The organism is Kineococcus vitellinus (genome assembly GCF_009906315.1).
Lineage (GTDB): Bacteria > Actinomycetota > Actinomycetes > Actinomycetales > Kineococcaceae > Kineococcus > Kineococcus vitellinus.
On sequence record NZ_JAAALL010000368.1, the window covers coordinates 1 to 3,780 of the forward strand.

A 3,780-nucleotide genomic window follows, 5' to 3' on the forward strand; every position below is an offset into this window, starting at 1 on the left:
GCCCGGCACCGCGCCCGCCCCCCGCACCACGACCGCGCTGGTGCTGCAGCGCGTGCGCAAGGCCTACGACCACGTCGTCGTCCTCGACGACGTCAGCACCGCCTTCACCCCCGGCCTGGTCACCGGGGTCGTCGGCGAGAACGGCTGCGGCAAGTCGACCCTGCTGCGCCTGCTGGCCGGCGTCGAGGCGCCCGACGCCGGCCGCGTCCTCGTCACCGCCGCCGGCGGGAGCGGGCACCTGCCGCAGGACGCCGGTGCACCGGCCGGCAGCACCGTCGGCGACGTCGTGGACGCCGCGCTCGCCGACCTGCGCCGCCTGGCCGCGCGCCAGCGCGAGCTGGAGGCGGCGATGGGCGCGCCCGGCCTCGACCCGCACGGCGGCGGCCCCGCCGACCTGCCCGCGCTGCTGAGCGCGTACGGCGAGGCGCAGAGCGCCTTCGAGCTGCGCGGCGGCTACGAGGCCGACGCCCGCGTCGAGCGGGCGCTGGCCGGGCTGGGGCTGGCGGGCCTGGAGCGCTCGCGGGCGCTGGCCACCCTCTCGGGCGGGCAGCGCTCGCGGCTGCGGCTGGCGAGCCTGCTCGCCTCCGCGCCGGAGGTGCTGCTGCTGGACGAGCCGACCAACCACCTCGACGACGGCGCCGCCCGCTGGCTGGAGCAGCACCTGCGCGCCCGCTCCGGGACCACCGTCGTCGTCTCCCACGACCGGGAGTTCCTCGACGCGGTCGCCGCCGAGCTGCTGGAGGTCGACCCCGCCCTCGACGGCGGCCTGCAGCGCCACCCCGGCGGGTACGAGGCCCACCTGGCCACCCGCGCCGCGGCCCGGCGGCGCTGGGAGGCCGCGCGCGCGGAGTGGGAGGCGCGCCGGGAGCAGCTGCGCACCACCGGGGACGACGTCGCCCGCCGCGTCGCCCCCGCCCGCGAGCGCCGCGACGGGGACAAGGTGGGCTACGACTTCAAGGGCGGGCGCGTGCAGGAGTCCGTGAGCGCGCGGGTGCGCGCCAACGCCGAGCGGCTGCGCCGCCTGGAGGCGGCCGAGGTGCCGCCGCCACCGCCGCCGCTGCGCTTCGCCCTCCCGCCGGGCGCCGGGTCGGCGCGCGGGGCCCTGCGCGCCGCCGGCGTGGCGGTGAGCGGCCGGCTGGCGGGCGTGGACGTGGACCTGGGCCGCACCGGCCGGCTGCTGGTCACCGGTCCCAACGGCTCGGGCAAGTCCACGCTGCTGGAGGTCCTCGCCGGCGCCCTGGAGCCCACGAGCGGGACGGTGCACCGGCGCGGGCGCACCGGCCTGCTGCGCCAGGACCCCGAGGCGGGCGACCCCGGCCGCTCGCTGCTGGCGGCGTTCGCGGCCGGCCGGCGCGGCGACGCCGAGGAGGACGCGCGCCGCCTGCTGGCCACGGGCCTGTTCGCGCCGGAGCGGATCGGCACCGCCGTCGGCAAGCTGTCCACCGGCGGGCTGCGCCGGCTGGAGCTGGCGCGGCTGCTGACCGAGCGCCACGACGTCCTGCTCCTGGACGAGCCGACGAACCACCTGGCCCCTGCGCTGGTGGAGGAGCTGGAGGCCGCGATCGGCCGGTTCCCCGGCGCCGTGGTCGTCGTCAGCCACGACCGCCGATTCCGCCGCCGCTTCCGCGGGGAGGTGCTGGAGCTGGGCGGCGCGGCCTGAGGGCGCCGCCTCAGAAGAGGGCGCGCGCCAGGGCCTGACGGGCCTTGACCACCCGCGGGTCGGAGGCCCCCACGACGCTGAACAGCTCCAGCAGGTGGGTGCGGGCGCTGTCGCGCTCCTCGCCGGCGGTGCGCTGGACCAGGCCGAGCAGGCGCGCGAACGCGTCCTCGACGTGGCCGCCGGCGAGGTCGAGGTCGGCGACCACGAGCTGGGCGGCGACGTCGTCGGGCGCGTCGGCGGCCGCCGCGCGGGCGGCGGTGGCCTCCACGCCCTGCAGGCGGCGCAGCACCCCGACGCGGGCCAGGCCCTCGGTCGCCGCGCTGTCGCGGGGGTCCTGGGCGAGCGCGCGCTGCCAGGCGGCCGCGGCGGCGTCGAGGTCCCCGCCCTGCACGGCGGCCAGCGCCTCGGCGTGCAGCGGCGGCAGCGCCGGCTCGTCGGGGACCTCGGGCGCCTGCTCGGCCCGGCCCGCGACGCGGCCGGTGACGCCGTTGGCCTCGGCCACCCGCAGCACCTCCTCCAGCACCGGGCGGATCTCCTCCGCGCTCGGGTAGGAGCCGGTGAACAGCGGGATGGGCTGCCCCTTGACGATCGCCGCCACCAGGGGGATCGCCCGGGCCTGCAGCGACTGCACGAGCGACTGCGCCAGCTGCGGGTTGGCCTGCGCGTCGACGCGGCCGAGCAGGAACGCGCCGGCGTACTCGTCGGCCAGGGCCTGCAGGGCCTCGGCGCCCGCGTCGTAGCCCTCGGCCCACAGGTCCAGCACGACCGGGAACTCCACGGACTGCTGGACGACCTCGGTGAAGGTCTCCTCGGTCACGTCGACGACGAACGGCGAGCGGGCGGTCGCGGCCTCCGGGCCGGCGGCCGCCCGGCGGGCGACCTCCTCGCGGCGGGAGTTGCGAGCGGCGAGCGCGCCCAGGTCCACCGCTCCGCGCAGGTTGAGCTTGGCGCCGGGAGGAGTCGGCTGCTGAGTCATGGCCGGTACCTTCTCACGCACGCCCGCGCCGCCGCCGCGCGGATCACGCGGGGGCGCAGCGCGCCCGGTCGACCCGCTCGCGCAGGCACGCCGCGGTCAGCGGGCCTGCGCCGAGACCAGCCCGCTCTGCGCGGCGACCACGGCCACCCGGCTCCCGCCGTCGGCCTCGCCCGGCGGCACCGACAGGACGACGACCTCCTCGCGCACCACGGTCGCGCCCAGCGCCTGCTCGCGGCCGGCCAGCGCGGCCAGCGCCGGGTCCAGCCGCCCGCTGATCCCGTCCGGCGGCCCGGCCAGGGTCGTGCTCCAGCGGTAGCCGGCCACGACGAGGGCACCGCCGTCGCGGGTGCGCACGCCGAGCACCCCGTCCGCCAGCACCGTGCGCTCCTGGGCGAACGTCCCGCCGCCCGCCTCGATCGAGGCCCGCTCGCGGGCCACCGAGGCCTCGACGCCGCTGCGGTAGCCGTCGGGGGCGAAGCGCCCGGCGAACTCGCTGTCCGCGCCCCGGGTCAGCACGTCGGCGTAGCGGTCGGCGGCCTCCCGCGGGCTCATCGGCAGGTTCGTGGCCTCGTCGACGCCGACGGCCGCCACGCCGTCGGCGGGGGCGGCCAGGGTCGGCAGGCTCACCCCCGGCAGCAGCGAGGGCGTCGCCCACACCGTGAAGGGCTCGCGGGCCGAGCCGGAGCGGAAGACGACGACCGAGGGCAGCCGGTCGGCGCCGCCGGCGCTGACGGTGGCGAACCAGCGCGGCCACTCCCCGCTGCGCGGCAGCACCGAGGTGATGGCCTCGAAGTCGTCGGCACCGCCGGTGGCCGCCGGCGTCGCGCCCGCGGCGGCGACGGTGCGCGCCGCGGTGCGCAGGTCCAGCTCCGGGCCGCTGACCCGGGCGGCCAGCGCCTGCGGGTCGGCGGTGGCCGGGTCGGCACCGGCCCGCAGGACCTCGCCCGCGGCGGCGACGACGCGGGTGGCCTGCACGGGCTCGACGACGAGCGGGGCCCGGTCGCCGGGCGCGGGCGCGCTCGTCGCGGGCAGCTGCGCGCAGCCGCCGAGCAGCGCCAGGGCGAGGGCGCCGGCGGACAGGGCGCTCACCGCGGGGCGCCTCACGCGGACCTCCCGGCGCCCTCGCCCTGGCGCTGCTCGGCGG

General features: G+C 79.8%; 3 protein-coding genes. 1 reads left to right on the forward strand and 2 read right to left on the reverse strand.

The genetic code is table 11. The features are described from left to right. Positions 1 to 40: 40 nt before the first annotated feature. Entirely contained in the window at positions 41 to 1,660 is a 1,620-nt protein-coding gene (locus GTQ99_RS20915; RefSeq protein ID WP_420814599.1) for an ABC-F family ATP-binding cassette domain-containing protein, read from the forward strand. Between the two features lie 10 nt (positions 1,661 to 1,670). On the opposite strand, the gene GTQ99_RS20920 is transcribed toward GTQ99_RS20915, so the two are convergent. After that, on the reverse strand, positions 1,671 to 2,636 hold the full coding sequence (locus tag GTQ99_RS20920) for a co-chaperone YbbN (protein WP_166617627.1): 966 nt from the start codon (positions 2,634 to 2,636) through the stop codon (positions 1,671 to 1,673). 96 nt (positions 2,637 to 2,732) lie between these two features. Continuing rightward, the gene (locus tag GTQ99_RS20925) at positions 2,733 to 3,725 is read right to left on the reverse strand and encodes a DUF8094 domain-containing protein (protein WP_166617628.1); all 993 of its coding nucleotides are present in this window, start codon (positions 3,723 to 3,725) and stop codon (positions 2,733 to 2,735) included. Positions 3,726 to 3,780 lie beyond the last annotated feature (55 nt).

Excerpts from the sequence above, each read along its gene's own strand:
- GTQ99_RS20920 (WP_166617627.1), bottom strand. The coding sequence starts at position 2,636 with ATGACTCAGCAGCCGACTCCTCCCGGCGCCAAGCTCAACCTGCGCGGA.